At 57.4% G+C, this 24197-nt stretch carries 18 protein-coding genes; 10 read left to right on the plus strand and 8 right to left on the minus strand.

What is annotated here, in order from left to right:
- Positions 1–271 precede the first annotated feature (271 nt).
- Positions 272–1891, plus strand: coding sequence for a phosphoenolpyruvate carboxykinase (ATP) (pckA, locus tag NI40_RS20640; RefSeq protein WP_023309493.1), 1620 nt, complete (start codon positions 272–274; stop codon positions 1889–1891).
- 164 nt (positions 1892–2055) lie between these two features.
- Here pckA and envZ read toward each other — a convergent pair whose 3' ends face one another.
- Complete coding sequence (gene envZ / locus NI40_RS20645) at positions 2056–3402, minus strand: two-component system sensor histidine kinase EnvZ (RefSeq protein ID WP_010436407.1); 1347 nt, start codon at positions 3400–3402, stop codon at positions 2056–2058.
- Positions 3399–4118, minus strand: a complete 720-nt coding sequence (gene ompR, locus NI40_RS20650; RefSeq protein ID WP_001157751.1) for an osmolarity response regulator transcription factor OmpR — start codon at positions 4116–4118, stop codon at positions 3399–3401. The genes envZ and ompR overlap by 4 nt, the downstream gene beginning before the upstream one ends.
- Positions 4119–4350: 232 nt before the next feature.
- Here ompR and greB point away from each other — a divergent pair, with 232 nt between their 5' ends.
- The 5 genes from greB (at position 4351) to feoC (ending at position 10402) form a co-directional block, all read left to right on the plus strand.
- Positions 4351–4824: a transcription elongation factor GreB gene (gene greB / locus NI40_RS20655; RefSeq protein ID WP_039263078.1), complete on the plus strand. Its 474-nt coding sequence runs from the start codon at positions 4351–4353 to the stop codon at positions 4822–4824.
- An 87-nt stretch (positions 4825–4911) separates the two neighbouring features.
- A complete protein-coding gene (locus NI40_RS20660; RefSeq protein ID WP_039263077.1) occupies positions 4912–7242 on the plus strand; it encodes a Tex family protein in 2331 nt (776 codons plus the stop codon).
- A gap of 336 nt (positions 7243–7578) precedes the next feature.
- Complete coding sequence (gene feoA, locus NI40_RS20665; RefSeq protein WP_039263076.1) at positions 7579–7806, plus strand: ferrous iron transporter A; 228 nt, start codon at positions 7579–7581, stop codon at positions 7804–7806.
- A gap of 30 nt (positions 7807–7836) precedes the next feature.
- Positions 7837–10155, plus strand: coding sequence for a Fe(2+) transporter permease subunit FeoB (gene feoB / locus NI40_RS20670; protein WP_039263075.1), 2319 nt, complete (start codon positions 7837–7839; stop codon positions 10153–10155).
- A gap of 10 nt (positions 10156–10165) precedes the next feature.
- Entirely contained in the window at positions 10166–10402 is a 237-nt protein-coding gene (feoC, locus tag NI40_RS20675) for a [Fe-S]-dependent transcriptional repressor FeoC (RefSeq protein WP_039263074.1), read from the plus strand.
- Between the two features lie 33 nt (positions 10403–10435).
- Here the strand turns inward: feoC and NI40_RS20680 are convergent, their stop codons facing one another.
- Positions 10436–10705 carry a YdgH/BhsA/McbA-like domain containing protein gene (locus tag NI40_RS20680; protein WP_039263073.1) on the minus strand — a complete coding sequence of 90 codons (270 nt, stop codon included), beginning with the start codon at positions 10703–10705 and terminating at the stop codon, positions 10436–10438.
- Positions 10706–10816: 111 nt separating this feature from the next.
- Positions 10817–11590 carry a pimeloyl-ACP methyl ester esterase BioH gene (gene bioH / locus NI40_RS20685; RefSeq protein ID WP_039263072.1) on the minus strand — a complete coding sequence of 258 codons (774 nt, stop codon included), beginning with the start codon at positions 11588–11590 and terminating at the stop codon, positions 10817–10819.
- A 36-nt stretch (positions 11591–11626) separates the two neighbouring features.
- Here bioH and gntX point away from each other — a divergent pair, with 36 nt between their 5' ends.
- From gntX to gntT, 3 genes are all read left to right on the plus strand, one after another.
- Entirely contained in the window at positions 11627–12310 is a 684-nt protein-coding gene (gntX, locus tag NI40_RS20690; RefSeq protein WP_039263071.1) for a DNA utilization protein GntX, read from the plus strand.
- 61 nt (positions 12311–12371) lie between these two features.
- Positions 12372–12947, plus strand: coding sequence for a Fe-S biogenesis protein NfuA (gene nfuA, locus NI40_RS20695; protein WP_008503055.1), 576 nt, complete (start codon positions 12372–12374; stop codon positions 12945–12947).
- A gap of 389 nt (positions 12948–13336) precedes the next feature.
- Positions 13337–14653 (plus strand): gluconate transporter, encoded by a 1317-nt coding sequence (gntT, locus tag NI40_RS20700; RefSeq protein WP_039263070.1) that lies wholly within the window; start codon positions 13337–13339, stop codon positions 14651–14653.
- A gap of 80 nt (positions 14654–14733) precedes the next feature.
- Here gntT and malQ read toward each other — a convergent pair whose 3' ends face one another.
- Together malQ and malP are read right to left on the minus strand one after the other, a co-directional pair.
- Positions 14734–16815, minus strand: a complete 2082-nt coding sequence (malQ, locus tag NI40_RS20705) for a 4-alpha-glucanotransferase (RefSeq protein ID WP_039263069.1) — start codon at positions 16813–16815, stop codon at positions 14734–14736.
- A gap of 9 nt (positions 16816–16824) precedes the next feature.
- Positions 16825–19218 (minus strand): maltodextrin phosphorylase, encoded by a 2394-nt coding sequence (gene malP, locus NI40_RS20710; protein ID WP_039263068.1) that lies wholly within the window; start codon positions 19216–19218, stop codon positions 16825–16827.
- A gap of 586 nt (positions 19219–19804) precedes the next feature.
- On the opposite strand from malP, the gene malT reads away from it, so the two are divergent.
- Positions 19805–22510, plus strand: a complete 2706-nt coding sequence (gene malT / locus NI40_RS20715) for an HTH-type transcriptional regulator MalT (RefSeq protein WP_029742188.1) — start codon at positions 19805–19807, stop codon at positions 22508–22510.
- 62 nt (positions 22511–22572) lie between these two features.
- On the opposite strand, the gene NI40_RS20720 is transcribed toward malT, so the two are convergent.
- Together NI40_RS20720 and glpG are read right to left on the minus strand one after the other, a co-directional pair.
- Positions 22573–23331, minus strand: a complete 759-nt coding sequence (locus NI40_RS20720; RefSeq protein ID WP_008503060.1) for a DeoR/GlpR family transcriptional regulator — start codon at positions 23329–23331, stop codon at positions 22573–22575.
- A 16-nt stretch (positions 23332–23347) separates the two neighbouring features.
- Positions 23348–24178, minus strand: coding sequence for a rhomboid family intramembrane serine protease GlpG (gene glpG / locus NI40_RS20725; protein WP_039263067.1), 831 nt, complete (start codon positions 24176–24178; stop codon positions 23348–23350).
- Between the last annotated feature and the right edge of the window lie 19 nt (positions 24179–24197).

Raw genomic sequence — 24197 nt, forward strand, 5'->3', positions numbered from 1 at the left:
CTTATGTAACTCTTACGTAATTTTCTTACGTGTATGCGATTACATTCACATTCTTTCCGATAAAATCACCACTCTTTAACCTTTTCGGAACATTTTCCCCAACCAAAAAGCGATTCCTGCGATAATCCGCCTGCGCTGTGACTGGAGTCGCAGCGTTTTCCGTTAGTAAGGGTTTTGTCCAGATGCGTAAATCTATGAGCCCCGTCGCGGTTAACAACCTCAGAAAAACCCTACAATTTCAGGCAGTACATATTGGCTAAGGAGCAGTGATATGCGTGTTACTGGTTTAACCCCGCAAGATCTCAAGGCTTATGGTATTCACGACGTCCAGGAAATCGTCTACAACCCCGACTACGATACGCTGTATCAGGAAGAGCTCAATCCAGCACTGGAAGGATACGAGCGTGGTGTGTTGACGAATCTTGGTGCTATCGCCGTCGATACCGGTATTTTTACCGGTCGTTCGCCGAAAGATAAGTATATCGTCCGAGACGAAACCACCCGCGATACGCTGTGGTGGGCTGACAAGGGCAAAGGGAAGAACGACAACAAACCGCTCTCCCCGGAAACCTGGCAGCACCTGAAAGGGCTCGTCACCCATCAACTTTCCGGCAAGCGTCTGTTCATTGTCGACGCTTTCTGCGGCGCTAACGCCGATACCCGTCTCTCCGTGCGTTTTATCACTGAAGTGGCCTGGCAGGCGCATTTCGTGAAAAACATGTTTATTCGTCCAACCGACGAAGAGCTGCAGGATTTCACCCCGGATTTCATCGTGATGAACGGTGCGAAATGCACGAACCCACAGTGGAAAGAGCAGGGTCTGAACTCCGAAAACTTTGTGGCCTTCAACCTGACCGAGCGTATCCAGCTGATAGGCGGTACCTGGTACGGCGGCGAAATGAAGAAAGGGATGTTCTCGGTCATGAACTACCTGCTGCCGCTGCGGGGCATCGCCTCCATGCACTGCTCGGCTAACGTCGGTGAAAAAGGCGACGTGGCGGTATTCTTCGGCCTGTCCGGTACCGGGAAAACCACCCTGTCCACCGATCCAAAACGTCGCCTGATTGGCGATGACGAACACGGCTGGGATGACGACGGCGTATTCAACTTTGAAGGCGGCTGCTACGCGAAGACCATTCGCCTGTCTGAAGAGGCCGAGCCGGATATTTTCCACGCGATCCGTCGCGATGCGCTGCTGGAAAACGTCACCGTGCGTGCCGACGGCTCCATCGACTTCGACGATGCGTCGAAAACGGAAAACACCCGCGTCTCTTACCCGATCTACCACATCGACAATATCGTGAAGCCGGTGTCAAAAGCGGGTCATGCCACGAAGGTCATTTTCCTGACCGCGGATGCGTTCGGCGTGCTGCCTCCGGTGTCTCGCCTGACGGCCAGCCAGACGCAGTACCACTTCCTCTCCGGTTTTACCGCCAAGCTGGCGGGTACCGAGCGTGGCGTGACGGAGCCAACCCCAACCTTCTCCGCCTGCTTCGGCGCGGCCTTCCTGTCGCTGCACCCGACGCAGTACGCTGAAGTGCTGGTGAAACGCATGCAGGCATCCGGCGCGCAGGCATACCTGGTGAACACCGGCTGGAACGGTACCGGCAAACGTATCTCTATCAAAGATACCCGCGCCATTATCGACGCCATTCTGGATGGTTCTCTGGACGACGCCGAAACCTTCACGCTGCCGATGTTTGACCTGGCGATCCCAACGTCGCTGCCGGGTGTGGATACGCATATCCTCGACCCGCGCAACACGTACGGTTCTCCGGAGCAGTGGCGCGAGAAGGCGGAATCGCTGGCGAAGCTGTTTATCGAGAACTTCGAGAAGTATACCGATACCCCGGCGGGTGCTGCGCTGGTGAGCGCGGGACCGAAGCTGTAGGTCAAAGCAAAAAGGCAACGAAAGTTGCCTTTTTTATTGTTTTCTCCCTCTCCCCGTGGGAGAGGGTCGGGGTGAGGGCATCAGACCGCAGAGACCGCATTTTGTCGGGTGGCGGCTTCACCTTACCCGACCTACAAAAAAGGGTGGCAATTGCCACCCTTTTTTTAACCCTCTTTCACCTGCCCCCGCGTCACCGGGACCGGCAGCCAGGCGCGAATGCTCAACCCACCCCGCTCGCTGGTGCCAATCTCCAGCAGTCCGTTGTGGTTATCGATGATACGCTGAACAATCGCCAGGCCTAAGCCCGTGCCGCTGGTGCTGCGCGCGCTGTCGCCGCGCACAAACGGCTGGAACAGATGCTTACGCTGCTCGGGCTTGATGCCCGGACCGTCGTCTTCCACCTGGAACCAGGCGCGGTTGAGTTCAGACCCGCTGCTGACTTTGATCCAGCCATTGCCGTAGCGCGCCGCGTTGACCACCATGTTCGCCACCGCGCGCTTAATGGAGAGCGGGTGCATGCGTACCTGAATTTCACCCGCCTGCAGGTCGGTATCAATCTCGCGCTCGTAGCCGCTTTCCGCCGCCACCACTTCGCCCAGCACCGCGTTCAGATCCGCCATCTCCATCGGCATCTCCTGCCCGGTGCGCAGGTAGTCGATGAACTGCTCGATGATGGCATTACACTCTTCGATGTCCTTGTTAATGGACTCGGCGAGATAACCGTCCTCTTCCCCCATCATCTCCGTCGCCAGACGAATACGCGTTAGCGGCGTGCGCAGGTCATGGCTTACGCCCGCCATCAGCAGCGTACGATCGTCCGCCAGCTGCTTCACGCCTGCCGCCATATGGTTAAACGCGCGCGTCACCGAACGGACTTCCGAGGCGCCATACTCGCGCAGCGGAGGTGGAATAATTCCTTTACCGACCTGCAGCGCAGCGTGCTCCAGGTCGACCAGCGGTCGGTTCTGTATACGGATAAATAGCCACGCGCCGCCTATCGCCAGCAGCATAATCGCCAGGGTGTAGCGGAACAGCGGCGAGAAGTCGCCCTGATGGATTTCGGTCAGCGGGACGCGCACCCAGATATTGGGTGACAGCCAGGTTTTCAGCCAGACGACGGGCGAGCTTTTGTTGACCTCAACGCGCACTTCCGTTGGGCCGCCCAGCTGCTGCGCCATCTGCTGGCTGAGGAATTCGTAGTGCTGCGCCCAGCGCAGGCCAGCGTCTTCCGCCGCTTCGTTGGAGTAGAGCGAAATGCCCAGCTCACGGTAGATTTCACGGCGAAACGCCGGGGGAACGACGAGCTGCGTGCCGTCCTCCAGCTGCAGTTTGTCGGTCATCAGCATACGGACTTCGTAGGCCAGGACCTTATTAAACTGCTGGAGGCTCGGCAGGATCGCAAAGTTCAGCACCACCAGATAGGTCGTCACCAGGCTGACGAACAGCAGGGTGACGATCAGCAACAGGGTGCGGGCAAACGAGCTACGCGGCGAGAAGCGCATTCGCCTCATGCTTTAGAGCCGTCCGGGACGAACACGTAGCCCAGACCCCATACGGTCTGAATATAACGAGGATGCGCAGGATCTTCTTCCACCATGCGGCGCAGGCGGGAGATCTGCACGTCAATGGAGCGTTCCATTGCGGAGTATTCGCGACCGCGCGCCAGGTTCATCAGCTTGTCGCGGGAAAGCGGTTCACGCGGGTGGCTGACCAGCGCTTTCAGAACCGCAAACTCGCCGCTGGTGAGCGGCATTGGCTCATCTTCACGGAACATCTCGCGCGTGCCGAGGTTCAGCTTGAACTTGCCGAAGGCAATGACGGCTTCTTCCTGAGACGGTGCGCCAGGCAGTTCGTTCGCCTGACGGCGCAGCACAGCGCGAATACGCGCCAGCAGTTCACGCGGGTTAAACGGTTTTGGAATGTAGTCATCTGCGCCGATTTCGAGGCCGACGATACGGTCAACTTCCTCACCCTTCGCCGTCACCATGATGATCGGCATCGGGTTGCTCTGGCTGCGCAGACGGCGGCAAATAGAAAGCCCGTCTTCGCCAGGCAGCATCAGGTCGAGAACCATCAGGTGGAAAGATTCACGGGTCAGCAGACGGTCCATCTGCTCAGCGTTCGCGACGCTACGAACCTGGAAGCCCTGCTCGGTCAGATAACGCTCCAGCAGCGCGCGCAGGCGCATGTCGTCATCCACGACCAGAATTTTGTAGTTCTCTTGCATTGTGTGTACTCCCAAAGGTTCGGATAGTCTTTGTAACAGCGTATTCTAAAAAAGTGCACGTATTCGACCAGTTAATTCTGGTATAAATTCTAGTCGAAATTGTTACAAAGCATATTTAACAGCAGCTTATCTGCTCATTTCATCACATAAATCATTATTAATCCTGTCTGTTACACAGTGCGGTACGTATTGTGCGCAAGACAGTTAACCGGCAGGCAGCAAAGGCTTTACCATGAAAACGCCCCTGATCACCCGCGAAGGGTACGAAAAGCTCAAAAAAGAGATAGATTACCTCTGGCGCGAAGAGCGTCCTGAAGTAACCAAAAAGGTGACCTGGGCAGCAAGCCTGGGCGATCGCAGCGAAAACGCTGACTACCAGTACAACAAAAAGCGGCTGCGCGAAATTGACCGCCGGGTTCGCTACCTGACGAAGTGTCTCGAGAATCTCAAAATTGTCGATTACTCCCCGCAGCAGGAGGGCAAAGTGTTCTTCGGCGCGTGGGTGGAGATTGAAAACGACGATGGCGACACTCTGCGTTTTCGCATTGTCGGCTACGATGAAATTTTTGGTCGTAAGGACTACATCTCCATCGACTCCCCGATGGCTCGCGCGCTGCTGAAAAAGGAAGTGGGCGATCTGGCCGTCGTTCAGACCCCTGCCGGTGAAGCCAGCTGGTACGTCAATGAGATCGTCTACGTAAAATAGTCCGAGAGCGCCCTCCCCGGCTGGCATTTTGCCGTGTCAGCCCGTATAACTATCCCCTGATTTTTCGACTCAACAGATGATAAAGCCATGATGAAAGATTCGCTCTGCCGCATTATTGCGGGTGATATTCAGGCCAGAGCCGAACAGGTAGAAGCTGCCGTTCGCCTGCTTGATGAAGGGAACACCGTGCCGTTTATTGCACGCTATCGTAAGGAAGTCACCGGCGGTCTGGATGACACGCAGCTGCGTAACCTGGAGACCCGTCTGGGTTATCTGCGCGAGCTGGAAGAACGTCGTCAGGCGATCCTCAAATCCATCGGCGAACAGGGCAAGCTGACCAGCGAGCTTGAAAGCGCCATCAACGGCACCCTGAGCAAAACCGAACTCGAAGATCTCTATCTGCCGTATAAACCGAAGCGCCGCACGCGCGGGCAGATTGCGATTGAAGCGGGTCTTGAGCCGCTTGCCGACCTGCTGTGGAACGAGCCGTCCCACGATCCGGAAACTGAAGCTGCCAAATTTATCGACGCCGACAAAGGCGTAGCGGACACCAAGGCCGCCCTTGACGGCGCGCGCTACATTCTGATGGAGCGTTTCGCCGAAGACGCCGCCCTGCTCGCTAAAGTGCGTGATTACCTGTGGAAGAATGCCCACATCGTCTCTACCGTCGTCGCGGGTAAAGAGGAAGAAGGCGCGAAATTCCGCGACTACTTCGATCACCACGAACCGATTTCTACCGCCCCTTCACACCGCGCGCTGGCGATGTTCCGCGGCCGCAACGAAGGCGTGCTCCAGCTCTCCCTGAACGCTGACCCGCAGTTTGACGAGCCGCCGAAAGAGAGCCACTGCGAGCAGATCATCATCGACCATCTCGGCCTGCGCCTGAACAACGCTCCGGCGGACAGCTGGCGCAAAGGCGTGGTGAGCTGGACCTGGCGCATCAAGGTGCTGATGCACCTCGAAACCGAGCTGATGGGCACCGTGCGCGAGCGCGCCGAAGATGAAGCGATTAACGTCTTCGCCCGTAACCTGCACGACCTGCTGATGGCCGCCCCTGCAGGCCTGCGCGCGACCATGGGTCTCGATCCGGGTCTGCGTACCGGCGTGAAGGTCGCTGTGGTTGACGGCACCGGCAAGCTGGTGGCGACCGATACCATCTATCCGCACACCGGCCAGGCAGCGAAAGCGGCCGTCGTGGTGGCGGCGCTGTGCGAAAAATACAATGTGGAGCTGGTTGCCATCGGCAACGGTACGGCTTCACGCGAAACCGAGCGTTTCTACCTCGACGTGCAGAAGCAGTTCCCGAAAGTGACGGCACAGAAAGTGATCGTCAGCGAAGCGGGAGCATCCGTCTATTCTGCGTCCGAGCTGGCGGCCCAGGAGTTCCCGGACCTGGACGTTTCCCTGCGCGGTGCGGTCTCTATCGCACGCCGCCTGCAGGATCCGCTGGCGGAGCTGGTGAAGATCGACCCGAAATCCATCGGCGTGGGCCAGTATCAGCACGACGTGAGCCAGACTCAGCTGGCGCGCAAGCTGGATGCGGTGGTGGAAGACTGCGTAAACGCCGTCGGCGTTGACCTGAATACCGCTTCCGTTCCCCTGCTGACCCGCGTGGCGGGCTTAACCCGCATGATGGCGCAGAACATCGTCGCCTGGCGTGATGAGAACGGCCAGTTCCAGAACCGTCAGCAGCTGCTGAAGGTGAGCCGTCTGGGGCCAAAAGCCTTTGAGCAGTGTGCGGGCTTCCTGCGCATCAACCACGGCGATAACCCGCTGGATGCCTCCACCGTTCACCCGGAAGCGTACCCGGTTGTGGAGCGCATTCTGGCCGCCACCCAGCAGGCACTGAAAGATCTTATGGGTGACAGCAGCGCCCTGCGCAACCTGAAAGCCGTTGATTTCACCGATGACAAATTTGGTGTTCCAACCGTCACCGACATCATCAAAGAGCTGGAAAAGCCGGGCCGCGATCCGCGTCCTGAGTTCAAGACGGCGACCTTTGCTGACGGCGTGGAAACCATGAACGACCTGCTGCCCGGCATGGTGCTGGAAGGCGCGGTGACCAACGTCACCAACTTTGGCGCTTTTGTGGATATCGGCGTGCATCAGGACGGTCTGGTGCATATCTCTTCCCTTGCCGACAAGTTCGTTGAAGACCCGCACACCGTGGTCAAAGCGGGCGACATCGTGAAGGTGAAAGTGCTGGAAGTCGATCTGCAGCGCAAGCGTATCGCGCTGACCATGCGTCTGGACGAGCAGCCGGGCGACACCAGCGCGCGCCGTGGCGGCAATGGCGGTGGCCGCGAGCAGCAGCGCCCGACCGCGAAAGCGGCAAAACCGCGCGGACGTGATGCTCAGCCTGCAGGCAACAGCGCGATGATGGATGCGCTGGCGGCAGCGATGGGTAAGAAACGCTAAGGTTGCAATGCCCCTCACCCTAACCCTCTCCCCAAAGGGGAGAGGGGAGCGCACGGTGCGGTCTTTCCCCCTCGTCCTCATGGGTGGGGGGAATAAAATCATATCGAAATATATGAAACCGATTGCATAGCCATATTTAAACCACCAATTATCACCCCGTTAACAAATACTCCCCTTTTCGTTTTCCAGGCAATTCAGCAAATATTGAGCCAGGTCAAACAGGCCGTAAATTAATACCGTAAACAACATTCCGTCACAGTTTTAATATTGCTGATAAAAACTATTCTCATTATCATCCCATAGTAGATAATTTAACCTTTCGTGGAATCAGGCGTTATGCAATACACTCCAGACAGTGCATGGAAGATTACCGGTTTTACCCGCGAAATTAGCCCAGCCTATCGGCAAAAGCTGCTGTCGCTGGGCATGCTGCCCGGCTCGTCATTCCAGGTCGTGCGCGTGGCGCCGCTGGGCGATCCGGTTCATATCGAAACCCGCCGCGTGAATCTGGTGCTGCGTAAGAAAGACCTCGCGTTAATAGAAGTCGAAGCCTTATCCCGATAACAAGCCAGCGGTTTCAGTGAGTCTAAAAAAATGAAAAAGTTAACTATTGGCTTAATTGGCAATCCTAATTCCGGCAAGACGACGCTTTTTAACCAGCTGACCGGAGCCCGCCAGCGCGTGGGCAACTGGGCGGGCGTGACGGTTGAGCGTAAAGAGGGCCAGTTCACGACAACGGACAACCAGGTGACGCTGGTTGACCTTCCCGGCACCTACTCCTTAACCACCATTTCGTCGCAAACCTCGCTCGATGAGCAGATTGCCTGCCACTATATTCTTGGCGGCGACGCGGACCTGCTGATCAACGTGGTCGACGCTTCCAATCTCGAACGTAACCTTTATCTGACGCTGCAGCTGCTGGAGCTGGGGATCCCCTGCATTGTGGCGCTCAACATGCTCGACATTGCGGAGAAACAAAAGCTGCGTATCGACGTCGATGCCCTCTCCGCGCGCCTGGGTTGCCCGGTCGTTCCGCTGGTCTCGACGCGCGCTCGCGGTATTGATGCGCTGAAGCTGGCTATTGACCGTCACCAGGGAAATCATGACATTGAGCTGGTGCATTACGCGAAGCCTCTCCTGCGCGAAGCCAATGTGCTGGCGCAGGAGATGGACAAAAGCATGCCTGCGAAACAGCGCCTGTGGCTTGGCCTGCAGATGCTGGAAGGGGATATCTACAGCCGCGCTTACGCCGGGCATGCGGCCGATAAGCTGGACGCGACGGTGGCCCGTCTTAGCGACGAGCTGGACGACCCGGCGCTGCACATCGCCGATGCGCGTTACCAGGCCATCGCCTCGATTTGCGACGTTGTCAGCAACGCCCTGACGGCAGAGCCCAGCCGCTTTACGGCAGCGGTGGATAAGGTCGTGCTTAACCGCTTCCTCGGTTTGCCCATCTTCCTGCTGGTGATGTACGTGATGTTCCTGCTCGCCATTAACATCGGCGGCGCCCTCCAGCCCATTTTCGACGCCGGTTCCGTCGCGGTCTTCGTCCACGGAATTCAGTGGGTGGGTTACACTCTGCACTTCCCGGAATGGTTAACCATCTTCCTCGCACAGGGGATCGGCGGCGGTATCAACACCGTTCTGCCTCTGGTGCCGCAGATCGGCATGATGTATCTGTTCCTCTCGTTCCTGGAAGATTCCGGCTACATGGCGCGCGCCGCGTTCGTGATGGATCGTCTGATGCAGGCGCTGGGTCTGCCGGGTAAATCCTTCGTCCCGCTGATTGTCGGCTTCGGCTGTAACGTACCGTCGGTGATGGGCGCACGCACCCTGGATGCGCCGCGTGAACGTCTGATGACCATCATGATGGCGCCGTTTATGTCCTGCGGTGCCCGTCTGGCCATCTTTGCGGTCTTTGCCGCAGCCTTCTTTGGTCAGCAGGGCGCGCTGGCGGTCTTTTCGCTGTACGTGCTGGGCATCGTGATGGCGATCCTCACCGGTCTGATGCTGAAGCACACCATTATGCGCGGTGAAGCGTCGCCGTTTGTGATGGAGCTGCCGGTGTATCACGTGCCGCATCTGAAAAGCCTGGCGATCCAGACCTGGCAGCGCCTGAAGGGCTTTGTGCTGCGCGCCGGTAAGGTGATTGTCATCGTCAGCATTTTCCTGAGCGCGCTGAACAGCTTCACCCTCAGCGGGCAGGCGGCAGAAAACATCAACGACTCTGCCCTCGCCTCCGTCAGCCGCGTCATCACGCCGGTCTTCAAACCGATTGGCGTGCATGAGGATAACTGGCAGGCAACCGTCGGGCTATTCACCGGAGCGATGGCGAAAGAGGTGGTTGTCGGCACCCTGAACACGCTTTATACCGCCGAGAACATTCAGGAACAGGAATTTAATCCGGCAGAGTTTCATCTCGGTCATGAACTGCTGGGTGCCGTAGAGGAAACCTGGCAGAGCCTGAAAGACACCTTCAGCCTGAGCGTGCTGGCGAACCCTATTGAGGCCAGCAAAGGCGACGGCGAAATGGCAACAGGTGCCATGGGCGTGATGGGCGAGAAATTTGGCAGCGCGTCCGCGGCCTACAGCTACCTCATCTTTGTTCTGCTCTACATTCCGTGCATCTCCGTGATGGGGGCGATTGCCCGCGAGTCCAGCCGCGGCTGGATGGGCTTCTCCATCCTGTGGGGGTTAAACATTGCGTACTCGCTGTCGACGCTCTTTTATCAAACCGTTAATTTCAGCCAGCATCCGCGCTACAGCCTGGTCTGCATTCTCGCGGTTGTGCTGTTTAACGTGATAGTGCTCGGTTTGCTGCGGCGGGCGCGCAGCCGCGTCGACATCGACCTGCTGGCAAACCGTAAAACCGCCGCGACCTGCTGCAGCAGCCCGGCGGGCGACTGTCACTAAGGAGCACACCATGGCATCGTTGATTCAGGTTCGAGACCTGCTGGCACTGCAAGGGCGAATGGAGGCGAAACAGCTGAGCCTCAGCCTGCATACGCCGCAGCCGATGATCGATGCCATGCTGGAAAGACTGGAAGCCATGGGGAAAGCCGTGCGGATTCAGGAAGAAGCGGACGGTTGTCTCTCCGGCAGTTGTAAAAGCTGTCCGGAAGGAAAGGCCTGCCTCAGGGAGTGGTGGGCGCTGCGTTAACAAAGCCAGGCATCGCTGCCTGGCTTTATCGTATTACTTGTAGACTTCCGCCGTTGCGCGTACGTTCTTCGTGTCTTTGTTTGCACTGGTTATCACGTAGTACGTCCCACCCAGCTCATCCGCTTTCTTCGACAGCTCTCTGCGAGCATCCATCGGCGCGGTGGTATCAGACGTAGAAATCTCACCAATTTTCGTCAGATTCATGCCGGCAACTTTATCTTTTTCCAGCTCTTTTGCCGCAAAGACGCCAAATGACAGTGACCCAATAACCAGAGAAGTGACAATACCTGTAACAAGTTTCATAGCCTGACTCTCCATAGGATTGTTGTTTTGATTATCGTAGGCAGAACAACCGCAACGACATCTGGAGTATGGTTGCGGTGTGTTACTTTTTCCAGGCAGGATAGAAAATAATCAGTCGAAACGTTGACTTAACGCAATCAGCGCTGAACAAAATTCCGTCGGATGAGAGATAAACGGGGCATGTGCGGCTTTGGCAATGATCTGCGATTCACTCTCCGGCCAGAGTGAATCCAGCAGCGGAACCACTTTGCGCGGCACAATCCCGTCGAGATAACCGTAGATACGCAGGTGCGGCACCGTCAGCGCGGCCAGCGGCTCGCGCAGGTCAACCGTTTTCAGGAGCTCAAGTCCGCCGTTTAGCACCTCAACCTCCGGCATCGGCAGCGAAAGCACGGTCTGCTTCAGCGTTCGGGCATCCTTACGCGCGGTGTCAGTGCCCATTGTCTGCAATGCCAGGAACCGCTCTACGGTCCGCTGGAAATCGTCGCTCAGCTGCTGCTGGAAGCCCGCCAGCACGTCAGGCTTGATCCCCGGCCACTCTTCCTGCGCGCTAAAACAGGGCGATGACGCCACCGTCACCAGCGCTTTTACGCGTTCAGGCTGCGACAACGCAATCTGGCTCGCCACCAGCCCGCCCAGGCTCCAGCCCAGCCAGACCGCATTTTGCGGCGCAGCGTCCAGAACCTGCTGCGCCATTTCATCAAGCGACAACGCGCCATACCCGCGGCTGCGGCCAAAGCCGGGTAAATCCACCAGATGCAGCGTGAAATGCGAGGCAAGTTCCTCACGTATGCAATGCCATATCTCCGCATTCAGGCCCCATCCGTGCAGCAGCACAAGATGGCAATTTCCTGTCCCTACGGTCTGCCACCACAGCGTCTTCATCAGTTACTGTTCTCTTTTTTCACATGGAGGTTGCACATGCTAACAGTACCCGGCTTGTGCTGGCTATGCCAAATGCCGCTGGCGCTCAGCGGGTGGGGTGTCTGCTCCGTCTGTACGCGAGCGCTGCAATGGCGTATCGGGATCTGTCCACAATGTGGTTTACCGGCCACCAACCCCTCGTTGCCCTGTGGCCGCTGCCTGAAAAAATCCCCGCCGTGGAGTGCGCTGGTGGCAGTGGATGATTATGTTCCGCCGCTGAACAGGCTGATCCACGCGCTGAAGTTTTCCGGGCAGAGCTCGCTGGCACAGCCCCTTGCCCGCCTGCTGTTGCTGGCAGTTTTGCAGGCGCGACGTCACCGGGCACTGCCGAAAATCGACATGGTGGTGAATGTCCCTTTATACCGGCGTCGGCACTGGCGGCGCGGCTATAACCAGAGTGACCTGCTCTGCCGTCCCCTCGCGCGGTGGCTCGGCTGTCGGTATGAGGCCCGCGCGCTGACACGCGTTCATGCCACCGCCATCCAGCATCAGCTCAGCGCCCGGCTTCGCAAAAGAAACCTCAAAAATGCCTTTCGCCTTGAATTGCCGGTCGACGGTCTCCATATCGCGATTGTGGATGATGTCGTCACCACGGGCAGTACCGTTGCTGAACTTTCCCGACTGCTTTTGCGAAGCGGCGCCGCGTCGGTTCAGGTATGGTGTCTGTGCCGTACCTTGTAGCCCTTCTTCAATGGGCGTATGATTATACCCAGGTAATTTAGTCAACTATTAGGCCAAAGCTATGATCCGTATTTCCGATTCTGCACAAGCGCACTTTGCCAAACTGCTGGCAAATCAGGAAGAAGGGACGCAGATCCGCGTGTTTGTGATTAATCCAGGCACTCCGAATGCAGAATGTGGTGTTTCTTATTGTCCTCCGGACGCTGTGGAAGCGACTGACACTGCCCTTAAATTTGAACAGCTCACCGCGTACGTTGATGAGCTGAGCGCACCGTATCTTGAAGATGCGGAGATCGACTTCGTCACAGATCAGCTGGGTTCTCAGCTGACCCTGAAAGCGCCGAACGCGAAAATGCGTAAAGTGTCTGACGATGCCCCGCTGATGGAGCGCGTTGAGTATCTGCTGCAATCCCAGATCAACCCACAGCTGGCGGGCCACGGCGGTCGTGTTTCCCTGATGGAAATCACCGACGAAGGTTTTGCCATTCTGCAGTTTGGCGGCGGCTGTAACGGCTGCTCAATGGTCGATGTAACGCTGAAAGAAGGGATCGAGAAGCAGCTGCTGAACGAGTTCCCGGAACTGAAAGGCGTGCGTGACCTGACCGAGCACCAGCGCGGCGAGCACTCTTACTACTAATTCCGTATCCGTCTGTATCGCCCGGTGGCGCTGCGCTTACCGGGCCTACAGAAATAGTGAGGTCTGATGCCCTCACCCCGGCCCTCTCCCACGGGAGAGGGTGAAAACATTAAAAACGGTAACCTCATGGTTACCGTTTTGCGTTTACCTCCCATATGTTGACCTGCGTCTCATAATTCAAATTTAGCCTCCCAGGGTGATTCTCAATCGAGCCATGTTACCCGTATCATTCTCGTGGGCACTCAGCATCCTTATAACAGCCGACTAAACTTAATGGTTTCGAAGGCATCAGTATGAGTGCCGTTAACACTCTGTTCCCAGTTGGGACAATCGGAATTTGTCGTTGAAACAATGACGTTACCCATAACAATTCAAAGGCCAGGTAAATCATGCCATTAGTCATCGTTGCTATCGGTGTTGTGTTATTACTGCTCTTGATGATCCGTTTCAAAATGAACGGATTTATCGCTCTGGTTCTGGTGGCACTTGCAGTCGGTCTGATGCAGGGTATGCCGCTGGTTAAAGTTATCAGTTCCATCAAAGCCGGCGTCGGCGGCACGCTCGGCAGCCTGGCGTTGATCATGGGCTTCGGCGCCATGCTCGGCAAAATGCTGGCAGACTGCGGGGGCGCGCAGCGTATCGCCACCACGCTGATTGCCAAATTTGGCAAGAAGAACATCCAGTGGGCGGTGGTATTAACCGGTTTTACCGTCGGCTTCGCGCTGTTCTATGAAGTGGGCTTCGTGCTGATGCTGCCGCTGGTGTTCACCATCGCGGCTGCGGCAAACATCCCGCTGCTGTATGTCGGTGTGCCAATGGCTGCCGCGCTGTCCGTGACTCACGGCTTCCTGCCGCCGCACCCGGGTCCAACCGCTATTGCAACCATTTTCCACGCGGATATGGGTAAAACCCTGCTGTTCGGTACGATTCTGGCGATCCCAACCGTGATTCTGGCGGGCCCGGTTTATGCCCGCTTCCTGAAAGGCATTGATAAGCCGATTCCGGAAGGTTTGTACAGCGCCAAAACCTTCACCGAAGAAGAGATGCCGGGCTTTGGCGTCAGCGTCTGGACCTCTCTGGTACCGGTGATCCTGATGGCGATGCGTGCCGTGGCGGAGATGATTCTGCCGAAAGGTCATCCGTTCCTGTCCGTTGCGGAATTCCTCGGTGACCCGGTCATGGCAACGCTGATTGCGGTGCTGATCGCGATGTTCACCTTCGGCCTGAACCGCGGCCGTTCTATGGATCAGATCAACGACACGCTGACCTCTTCCATCAAAATCATTGCCATGATGCTCCTGATCATCGGCGGCGGCGGCGCATTCAAGCAGGTTCTGGTCGACAGCGGCGTGGACAAATACATCGCTGCCATGATGCATGAAACCAACGTGTCGCCGCTCCTGATGGCCTGGTCTATTGCCGCGGTTCTGCGTATTGCGCTGGGTTCTGCGACCGTTGCGGCGATCACCGCGGGCGGTATCGTTGCCCCGCTGATTGCGACCACGGGTGTTAGCCCTGAGCTGATGGTTATCGCCGTCGGTTCCGGTAGCGTGATTTTCTCTCACGTTAACGATCCTGGCTTCTGGCTGTTCAAGGAGTACTTCAACCTGACGATCGGTGAAACCATCAAGTCCTGGTCCGCGCTGGAAACCATTATTTCGGTGTGCGGTCTGGTCGGGGTACTGCTGTTGAATATGGTGGTTTGATGTAAAAAAGCCGGGTGGCGCTGACGCTTACCCGGCCTACATTCTATTTCCTCTCCCTCTGGGAGAGGGTTAGGGTGAAACTACCGCTTCTTGCCCACCGCCCTTCTGCGTTTGTCCAAATCCTTAATCAGCTTGTTCACCCCGTCATCGGCAAACATCTTCTCAAGCGTTGTGGACAGCTTGCGACGCCAGTTCTTGTACTGATAGCTGGTGCCCGGAATGTTCACCGGCTCCGCCATATCAATCCAGTCTTCCGGCTGCAGGCCCAGCAGGGCGCTGTTGCTGTCGGCAATATAGCGCTGCAAGCCGCGATTGAGGGTAGCGGTCATCGACATCAATGACGCCTTATGTCCGGCACGTTTCGGCAGACAGCCCTGCTTGTGCAGCGCATCCAGCAGCCCCTGTTTGGAGAGCTCGCGATCCTGATACAGGCCGCGCAAAACCTCTTCATCAGGGTACAGCCCGAGCGTTTTGCCGAGCGTCAGATCGCCGCTTTCCCAATAGCCACGAAGCGTAGGAAGGTCATGCGTCGTCGCGACTGCCATTGACTGTTCAGGGTACGCTTTCGGCGCGCGGAAGGTTTTCTCATGGTCGTTTTCAAAATAGAGCACTTTATAGGAGTAGACGCCGCTGTCGCGGAGCTTGCTGACAATTTCCACCGGCACGGTACCGAGATCTTCACCGATCACCATGCACTGGTGGCGTTTACTTTCCAGGGCCAGGATCGACAGCAGATCGTCAACCGGATACTGCACGTACGCCCCGTGATCGGCCGTTTCACCGTACGGGATCCACCACAGACGCAGCACGGACATCACGTGGTCGATACGCAGCGCGCCGCAGTTCTGCATGTTCGCGCGCAGCAGGTCGATGAACGGCTCGTAGGCGCGCGACGCCATGACGTGCGGATCCATCGGCGGTAATCCCCAGTTCTGACCGAGCGGACCAAGAATATCCGGCGGCGCGCCGACGGAAGCTTTCAGACAGTAAAGCTCACGGTCGCACCAGGTTTCCGCGCCGCCTTCCGCCACGCCGACGGCCAGATCGCGATACAGGCCGATCGGCATCTTATAGCCCTGGCTCACCTGCCAGCAGGCGGCAAACTGGCTGTACGCCAGCCACTGCAGCCACAGGTAGAAGTCCACTTCATCGGCATATTTTTTACAGAACGCTTTTACTTCAGGCGTGTCGACGGACTGATACGCTTCCGGCCAGACCGGCCAGCCCCAGCGCATTTCGTCCTCTTTCACCTGATACGCGTGCAGCGCATCAAACGCCGCCTGCCAGTACAGGCTCTCGCCCTCCTGCGTCACAAACTGGCGGAACGCGGCCATCTGCTCGTCATCGCGCTGCGAAAAGCCTTTCCACGCCAGACGCAGCGCGGCCATTTTCAGCGCCGTGACGGTGGAATAGTCCACCCAGTCCGCGTCGCGCGCCTGCTTCAGGGCCTGCTGCGTGGTGCTGAGTTTCCACCACGCCTGCGCCTCTTTGCTGTTTTTGAAGTCATCTAACGCGTTAACGTCGATATAAATCACGTTCAGCCAGCGACGGGACGACGGGCTGTACGGGCTGGCGCTCTCCGGGTTGGCCGGATAGAGCGCGTGGATCGGGTTGAGCCCGATAAACGCGCCGCCGCGCTCGCCCACATCCGCCAGCATCTTTTTCAGATCGCCAAAATCACCGATGCCCCAGTTGCTGTCGGATCGCAGCGTATAGAGCTGCACGCAGGCGCCCCACAGCTTTTTACCCTCGAGCAACGCCTGCGGCTCGTAGCAGCGTTTTGGCGCGACGATCACCCGGCAGTGGAAACGACGATCGTCCTGGGTGAGCGTTAAGGTGTGATACCCCTCCGGCAGCTTCGCCGGAAGGTTTAACGTTTTGCCGCCGGTGGCGTGGCCTTTGTGCTGATGCCCCTCTTCGGTGGTAAGCAGCCAGCTAAACTCGCCGCGCCCCTCCACCGCCAGCGGCATCTTTTTGCCTGCGGTGAACACCTTCACGTTCGGCACCGGCGCAACCGACGCTTTCGCGTCGGCTTTGTGCATGGCATCCAGCAAACGTCTTTTGGTGTCGGCGCCAATAGACTGCGGTTTGCCGTGCGCATTAATGTAACTGAGGCTGATCCCCGCCGCCTGCGCGGCGCTGTCCAGACGTTTACTCTCCATCGCGCTTCCTTAGCGTTTTGCCTGCCAGATACGGGCCTGATAATCACGGATTGAACGGTCAGAGCTGAACATACCGCAGCGCGCGGTGTTCAGAATGCACGCGCGGGTCCACGCCTCCTGGTCACGATACAGCACGTCGACCTGCTTTTGCGCTTCTACATAGGCCGTGAAGTCCGCCATCACCAGATACGGGTCACCGCCGTGTTTGTCCATGCTGTGCAGCATCTGGTCAAACGCGTGCTTGTCGCCGTCGCTGTATTTACCGCTTTCCAGCTCCTTCAGCACCGCGTCGAGCACTTTGTCTTTCTTACGCCATTTCACCGGGTCATAGCCTTTGGCTTTGATGGCCTTCACCTCTTCCACGGTATGGCCGAAGATAAAGATGTTCTCTTCACCCACCTTCTCGGCGATTTCGACGTTGGCCCCGTCGAGCGTACCGACGGTCAGCGCGCCGTTCAGCGCCAGCTTCATGTTGCCGGTACCGGACGCTTCTTTACCTGCCGTCGAAATCTGCTCGGAAATATCCGCCGCCGGGATCAGCATTTCAGCCGCCGAGACGCAGTAATCCGGCAGGAACACCACCTTCAGCTTGTCGCCCACTTTCGGATCGCTGTTGATCGCCGCCGCCACTTTATTGATGGCGAGGATAATGTTTTTCGCCAGGTAATAGCCCGGCGCCGCTTTCGCACCGAACAGGAACACGCGCGGCACGCGGTCGGCCTGCGGGTTCTCGCGGATCTCTTTGTACAGCGCCAGAATGTGCAGCAGGTTCAGGTGCTGGCGTTTGTACTCGTGCAGACGTTTGATCTGGATATCGAAAATGGCATTCGGGTTGATCTCAATCCCGGTACGCACTTTCACAAACTCCGCCAGGCGAACCTTGTTCTCCAGCTTGATCGCGCGGTACTGCTCGCGGAATTTCGCGTCGTCAGCGTATTTTTCCAGGTTGATGAGCTGGTCCAGATCGTTGGCCCACTCTTTCTTCAGGGTCTTATCCAGCAGACCGGCCAGCAGCGGGTTGCACTGCTTGATCCAGCGACGCGGCGTGATGCCGTTGGTCACGTTGTGGAATTTGGTCGGCCACAGCTGGTGGTATTCCGGGAAGAGATCTTTGACCACCAGATCCGAGTGCAGCGCCGCCACGCCGTTCACCGCAAAGCCGCTGACCACGCACATGTTCGCCATGCGCACCTGTTTGTCATGCACAACCGCCAGCTTCGCCCAGACCGCTTTGTTGCCTGGCCAGGTTTTATCCACCAGGTTTTTAAACTGGTCGTTAATCTTGTTGATGATCTGCATGTGGCGCGGCAGCAGCGTTTTCACCAGCTTCTCATCCCAGCACTCGAGCGCTTCTGGCATCAGGGTGTGGTTGGTGTAGGCAAAGGTACGGCTGGTGATGGCCCAGGCGTCATCCCAGCTCAGCTGGTGCTCGTCGATCAGCACGCGCAGCAGTTCCGGGATCGCAATCGTCGGGTGCGTGTCGTTGAGCTGAATCACTTCGAAGTCCGGCAGCTGCGCCAGCTTGCGGCCCGCCAGATGATGGCGACGCAGAATGTCCGCCACGGAGCAGGCGCACTGGAAGTACTGCTGCATCAGGCGCAGCTTTTTACCGGCCAGGTGGTTGTCGTTCGGGTAGAGGACTTTGGTCAGCTTCTCGGCGTCGATGCCCTGCTGCTCGGCGCGAAGGAAATCGCCGTCGTTGAATTTGGTCAGGTTAAACGGATGCGCGTGCTTCGCCTGCCACAGACGCAGCGGCTGCGCCACGCCGTTACGGTAGCCAAGCACCGGCAGATCCCAGGCTTCACCGGTAATGGTGAACGCCGGTTCCCAGAGCCCCTGCTTTGTCACTTTCCCGCCAATGCCGACCTGCACATCCAGCTGCGCGTTGTGGCGGAACCACGGATAGGTATTGCGATGCCAGTCGTCCGGCGCTTCCATCTGATGGCCATCGGCAAACGACTGACGGAACAAGCCATACTGATAGTTCAGGCCATAGCCAATTGCCGACTGGCCGACGGTAGCCATGGAGTCGAGGAAACAGGCCGCCAGACGTCCCAGACCGCCGTTGCCCAGCGCCGGGTCAATCTCTTCTTCCAGCAGGTCGGTCAGGTTAATGTCGTGTTCTTTAAGGACGTCACCAACGTCCTGATACCAGCCGAGGTTCAACAGGTTGTTGCCCGTCAGGCGGCCAATCAGGAATTCCATTGAAATGTAGTTTACATGGCGCTGGTTCTTCACCGGCTTTGCCAAAGGCTGAGCATCCAGCTGTTCTGCGAGCGCACCGCTCACTGCCTGCCACCACTGGTGAGGCGTCATCTCGTTTGCAGCATGAAGGCCAAAACGCTGCCACTGACGCGTCAGGGCAGCCTGGAATTGAGCTTTGTTGAAGGTAGGCTGTGACATAGGGGATCGGCATCCTTTAGAAAGAAAACACAAGTTGGCGCTAGTGTGCCTGGCTCATTTCCCCTCTTCCTCCTCCTGTGGGGGATTAGACAGGGAGGAGTAGCGGGGATGAGCATAAAAGTGTGATCGAGGCCACTCTCAGAGCATAGTTCGAGTGTGCCCGGAAGATAAAAAAGTAACCGGGGAGAATGTCAAAGAAATGAAATGCAGTTTCGGGTGAAATTAATCCGTTCTGAAATGATTACTTACGTAGAATAATAATTTAGTCATCGGGTTACATCTCCGGAGACTATTTCTCTCCCTCAACTTTACCCGCACTTTATTAAATTCGACGTCACTATACCTTTCTGAAACCAGTTTCAGCGCAGCGGGAATGTATACAGACAAACCAGCAGTGACGCGGCGTTACGGCCCTTTCGAGAAAGTTCCAACATTTGCCTGAATGTTTTGTGACAGAGTGCAAATTCAGAACCACAAAACCCAGACATAACTTGCAATAGTTCTCTTTCTGTTCGACCTTATATCGTATTAATTACGAAGCGCAAAAAAAATAAAATCTCTCGTTCCCCACAGTGAAGTGAAACCTATGTTGATTCCGTCTAAATTAAGTCGCCCGGTTCGTCTTGACCATACAGTGGTCCGCGAGCGTCTGTTGGCTAAACTTTCCGGCGCGCATAATTTCCGACTGGCGCTGGTTACGAGCCCTGCAGGCTATGGAAAAACAACGCTCATTTCGCAATGGGCCGCGGGTAAAAGCGATCTTGGCTGGTACTCCCTCGACGAGGGCGATAACCAGCAGGAGCGTTTTGCCAGCTATCTGATTGCCGCCATACAGCAAGCCACCCATGGACACTGCGTCGCCAGTGAGGTGATGGTGCAAAAGCGCCAGTACGCCAGCCTGTCCTCCCTTTTCTCTCAGCTGTTTATCGAACTGGCCGAATGGCATCGCCCGCTTTACGTGGTGATCGATGATTACCATCTCATCACGAATCCGGTGATTCATGAATCGATGCGTTTCTTCCTGCGCCATCAGCCGGAAAACCTGACTTTAGTGGTGCTGTCACGCAACCTGCCGCAGTTGGGTATTGCCAACCTGCGCGTGCGCGATCAGCTTCTGGAAGTGGGCAGCCAGCAGCTGGCTTTTACCCACCAGGAAGCGAAACAGTTCTTTGACTGCCGCCTGACATCACCGATTGAGGCCGCCGAAAGCAGCCGTCTGTGTGATGACGTTGCCGGCTGGGCCACGGCGCTGCAGCTTATCGCGCTCTCTGCCCGACAAAACAACAGTCCGGCGCATCAGTCTGCCCGGCGTCTGGCGGGCATCAACGCCAGTCACCTTTCCGACTATCTGGTGGATGAGGTGCTGGACAGCGTCGATCCCTCGACGCGTAATTTCCTGCTGAAAAGCTCGCTGCTGCGTTCCATGAACGATGCGCTCATCGTACGCGTGACGGGCTGTGAAAACGGTCAGCTGCAGCTCGAAGAGATTGAACGTCAGGGCCTTTTCCTGACGCGCATGGACGATCCCGGCGAGTGGTTTAGCTATCACCCGCTGTTTGGCAGCTTCCTGCGCCAGCGCTGTCAGTGGGAACTGGCGGTTGAACTGCCGGAGATCCACCGCGCCGCTGCCGAAAGCTGGATGGCGCAAGGCTTCCCGAGCGAGGCCATCCACCACGCGCTGGCCGCCGGTGATGCCAGCATGCTGCGCGATATCCTCCTCAACCATGCGTGGGGCCTGTTTAACCACAGCGAGCTGACCCTGCTGGAAGAGTCTCTCAAAGCCCTGCCGTGGGAAAGCCTGCTGGAGAATCCGCGTCTGGTGCTGCTGCAGGCCTGGCTGATGCAGAGCCAGCACCGCTACAGCGAAGTGAACACCCTGCTGGCGCGTGCAGAGCAGGAGATGGAAAGCGAAATGGATACCACCCTGCACGGCGAGTTCAACGCGCTGCGCGCTCAGGTGGCCATTAACGACGGCGACCCGGACGAAGCTGAACGGCTGGCGATGGTCGCGCTGGATGAACTGCCGCTGGCTAACTTCTACAGCCGCATCGTGGCGACCTCGGTGCACGGTGAAGTGCTGCACTGCAAGGGCGATCTAACGCGTTCGCTTTCACTGATGCAGCAAACCGAACAGATGGCGCGTCGTCATGATGTCTGGCATTACGCGCTGTGGAGCCTGATCCAACAGAGCGAGATTTTATTCGCGCAGGGGTTCCTGCAGGCCGCCTGGGAAAACCAGGAAAAAGCGTTCCAGCTGATTCGTGAACAGCATCTGGAACAGCTGCCGATGCACGAGTTCCTGTTGCGTATTCGCGCTCAGCTGCTGTGGGCATGGTCGCGTCTGGATGAAGCCGAAAGCTGCGCCCGCCAGGGTGTGGATGTCCTTTCCAGCTTCCAGCCTCAGCAGCAGCTGCAGTGTCTGGCGCTGCTGGTGCAGTGCTCGCTGGCGCGCGGCGATCTCGATAACGCCCGCAACCATCTGAACCGCCTGGAGAACCTGCTCGGCAACGGTCAGTATCACAGCGACTGGGTCTCAAACGCCGATAAGGTCCGGGTGATTTACTGGCAGATGACCGGCGATAAAAAATCCGCCGCCAACTGGCTGCGTCAGACGCCAAAACCCGAATTTGCGAACAACCACTTCCTGCAGAGCCAGTGGCGGAACATTGCCCGCGCGCAAATCCTGCTCGGTGAATTAGAGCCCGCAGAGATTGTGCTGGAAGAGCTGAACGAGAACGCGCGCAGCCTGCGTCTGATGAGCGACCTGAACCGCAACCTGCTGCTGCTGAACCAGCTTTACTGGCAGGCGGGTCGTAAAAACGATGCCCAGCGCGTGCTGCTGGAAGCGCTGCAGCTGGCTAACCGCACCGGCTTTATCAGCCACTTTGTGATTGAAGGTGAAGTGATGGCGCAGCAGCTGCGTCAGCTTATTCAGCTCAACACGCTGCCGGAGCTGGACCAGCATCGCGCCCAGCGCATTCTGCGCGAGATTAACCAGCATCATCGACACAAGTTCGCGCATTTTGATGAGAACTTCGTTGAACGTCTGCTGAACCACCCGGAAGTGCCGGAGCTTATCCGTACCAGTCCGCTCACCCAGCGCGAATGGCAGGTTCTGGGGCTGATCTATTCAGGCTACAGCAACGAGCAGATTGCCGGCGAGCTTGCGGTGGCGGCGACCACCATCAAAACGCATATCCGCAATCTGTATCAGAAGTTGGGCGTGGCGCATCGTCAGGATGCGGTGCAGCATGCGCAGCAGCTGTTGAAGATGATGGGGTATGGCGTGTAGGACCTCTGCGGTCTGATGCCCTCACCCCGGCCCTCTCCCACAGGGAGAGGGAGAACGGCTTTTCAACACAACTCTAACTGCAAATTATTATCTTTAATCACCTGCATCACGCCCGCCGGCGGCATCACGTCGGTATAAACAGCATCCACCATGCTGATGCTGCCCATGTTTACCATCGCATTTCGGCCAAACTTCGAATGGTCTACCACCAGCATCACGTGACGTGAGTTCTCAATAATCGCGCGCTTGGTGCGCACCTCGTGATAATCAAACTCCAGCAGCGAGCCGTCGCTGTCGATGCCGCTGATCCCGAGAATGCCGAAGTCGAGGCGGAACTGAGAGATAAAATCGAGGGTCGCTTCGCCGATAATCCCGCCGTCGCGGCTGCGCAGTTCGCCGCCCGCGAGGATGATGCGGAAGTCGTCTTTCTGCATCAGGGTATTGGCCACGTTCAGGTTGTTCGTGACCACGCGCAGGTTCTCGTGATCCAGCAGCGCATGGGCGACCGCTTCCGGCGTGGTGCCGATATCAATAAACAGCGTCGCCCCGTTCGGGATCTGGCTGGCGACCTTGCGGGCAATGCGCTCTTTCTCTGCCGTCTGCGTGGCTTTACGGTCGTGCCAGGAGGTATTGACCGAACTGGACGGCAGCGCCGCGCCGCCGTGGTGGCGAAGAATTCGGTTCTGATCGGCCAGGTCGTTCAGGTCACGACGGATGGTTTGTGGGCTGACGGCAAACTGCTCCACCAGCTCTTCGGTGCTGACGTATCCCTGTTTTTTTACCAGTTCGATAATAGCGTCATGACGTTGTGTTTGTTTCATCAATTATCCCTGAGAATTATGTTCGTTTTCGCGCATGGAGCGTGTCGGCAAAGGCCATCGCCAGCCCCACGGCCAGCCCGGCGACGTGTGCACCGTTGGCGATAGACATACCAAACAGATCAAACCATCCGGCAATTAGCCATATTAACGCAAAGGTTATTAATCCGCGCTGCAGATAGATGCCGCTTTCCGGATCGCGCTCCCCGCGAAGCCAGACATAGCCCATCAGGGCATACACGACGCCCGACAGCCCGCCGAACCACGGCCCGCTGAACTTGTGCTGCACATAGCCGCTCAGCAGGGCGCTGATAAGGGTGATAACGATCAGCTTGCCGCTGCCCAGACGCTTTTCAACAGCGCCGCCGAGATACCACCACCAGAGCAGGTTAAAGAGAATATGCATCACCGAGAAGTGCATCAGCGCGTGGCTAAAGTAGCGCCAGACGTCAAACTCAAGAGACGGGTCATAGGGCCAGGCCAGGGCAATCATCACGCTCTGGTCGCCCACCACGTTCATGATAATGAAGACGATAATGCAGGCCGCCATCAGCAGCAGCGTAAACGGGCCGGCGCGCTCGCGGATGGTGGCGAGGAAGGGAAAACGGCTGTATTGCAGTCCGCTGTCGGTCTGCCCGGACTGCCAGCTGGCCGCCAGATAGCGCGGGTCGCCGGGGTTCTCAAGAAAACGCGCCAGCTCTTCGTTTACGCGCGCGGCCTGGCTCTCGTCGGCCAGCCAGACGTCGGTCTGCGTATGTTGCTGAATGGTCAGAATAACGCCCTGCGTCGCCATATAGTCGACAAACGCCTGGGCGACGCGCGGGTTGGTAAAAGAGGTGATCATCAACATGGGCAGCGGTCGCTTATTT

Source organism: Enterobacter sp. E20 (assembly GCF_000801755.2).
Classification (GTDB): Bacteria; Pseudomonadota; Gammaproteobacteria; order Enterobacterales; family Enterobacteriaceae; genus Enterobacter; species Enterobacter asburiae_B.

Coding starts and splice junctions, on each gene's coding strand:
- pckA (WP_023309493.1), top strand. CDS start 272: ATGCGTGTTACTGGTTTAACCCCGCAAGATCTCAAGGCTTATGGTATT.
- envZ (WP_010436407.1), bottom strand. CDS start 3,402: ATGAGGCGAATGCGCTTCTCGCCGCGTAGCTCGTTTGCCCGCACCCTG.
- ompR (WP_001157751.1), bottom strand. CDS start 4,118: ATGCAAGAGAACTACAAAATTCTGGTCGTGGATGACGACATGCGCCTG.
- greB (WP_039263078.1), top strand. CDS start 4,351: ATGAAAACGCCCCTGATCACCCGCGAAGGGTACGAAAAGCTCAAAAAA.
- NI40_RS20660 (WP_039263077.1), top strand. CDS start 4,912: ATGATGAAAGATTCGCTCTGCCGCATTATTGCGGGTGATATTCAGGCC.
- feoA (WP_039263076.1), top strand. CDS start 7,579: ATGCAATACACTCCAGACAGTGCATGGAAGATTACCGGTTTTACCCGC.
- feoB (WP_039263075.1), top strand. CDS start 7,837: ATGAAAAAGTTAACTATTGGCTTAATTGGCAATCCTAATTCCGGCAAG.
- feoC (WP_039263074.1), top strand. CDS start 10,166: ATGGCATCGTTGATTCAGGTTCGAGACCTGCTGGCACTGCAAGGGCGA.
- NI40_RS20680 (WP_039263073.1), bottom strand. CDS start 10,705: ATGAAACTTGTTACAGGTATTGTCACTTCTCTGGTTATTGGGTCACTG.
- bioH (WP_039263072.1), bottom strand. CDS start 11,590: ATGAAGACGCTGTGGTGGCAGACCGTAGGGACAGGAAATTGCCATCTT.
- gntX (WP_039263071.1), top strand. CDS start 11,627: ATGCTAACAGTACCCGGCTTGTGCTGGCTATGCCAAATGCCGCTGGCG.
- nfuA (WP_008503055.1), top strand. CDS start 12,372: ATGATCCGTATTTCCGATTCTGCACAAGCGCACTTTGCCAAACTGCTG.
- gntT (WP_039263070.1), top strand. CDS start 13,337: ATGCCATTAGTCATCGTTGCTATCGGTGTTGTGTTATTACTGCTCTTG.
- malQ (WP_039263069.1), bottom strand. CDS start 16,815: ATGGAGAGTAAACGTCTGGACAGCGCCGCGCAGGCGGCGGGGATCAGC.
- malP (WP_039263068.1), bottom strand. CDS start 19,218: ATGTCACAGCCTACCTTCAACAAAGCTCAATTCCAGGCTGCCCTGACG.
- malT (WP_029742188.1), top strand. CDS start 19,805: ATGTTGATTCCGTCTAAATTAAGTCGCCCGGTTCGTCTTGACCATACA.
- NI40_RS20720 (WP_008503060.1), bottom strand. CDS start 23,331: ATGAAACAAACACAACGTCATGACGCTATTATCGAACTGGTAAAAAAA.
- glpG (WP_039263067.1), bottom strand. CDS start 24,178: ATGTTGATGATCACCTCTTTTACCAACCCGCGCGTCGCCCAGGCGTTT.